Origin of the sequence: Streptomyces sp. NRRL F-5650 (assembly GCF_000721365.1) — a bacterium.
GTDB classification, from domain to species: Bacteria; Actinomycetota; Actinomycetes; order Streptomycetales; family Streptomycetaceae; genus Streptomyces; species Streptomyces ardesiacus.
This window is the reverse complement of record NZ_JOGV01000204.1, coordinates 1-229: the sequence shown is the minus strand read 5'-3', so window position 1 is coordinate 229 and position 229 is coordinate 1. Positions and strand designations below refer to the sequence as shown.

The 229-nt window shown below is 79.0% G+C and carries 1 pseudogene; it reads left to right on the top strand.

Going from position 1 to position 229, the window contains the following annotated elements:
* Positions 1-192 (top strand): annotated as a pseudogene (locus IG88_RS40040) (pyridine nucleotide-disulfide oxidoreductase); the annotation flags it as partial.
* Positions 193-229: the final 37 nt, after the last annotated feature.

Below are 229 nucleotides of genomic sequence, written 5' to 3'. Positions count from 1 at the left end.
GCCACCGGCAGCTTCGCGGCGGCCTCCGCGCTCTGGGACGTCACCAGCATGCGCACCCCGCCGACCCGGATGTTCCGTCCCCCGGCGGTCCTGGCCGCCCTCGCCGGCCCGCCGCTCCCACTGCTGACCGGACCGCCGCTGACGCCCCACGAACGCGGGCTGCTCGCCGGGCTGGACCGCACGAGCGAGTGAGCGGACGCCCCCGGGCAGCGGGGGCACCGCTCACCCG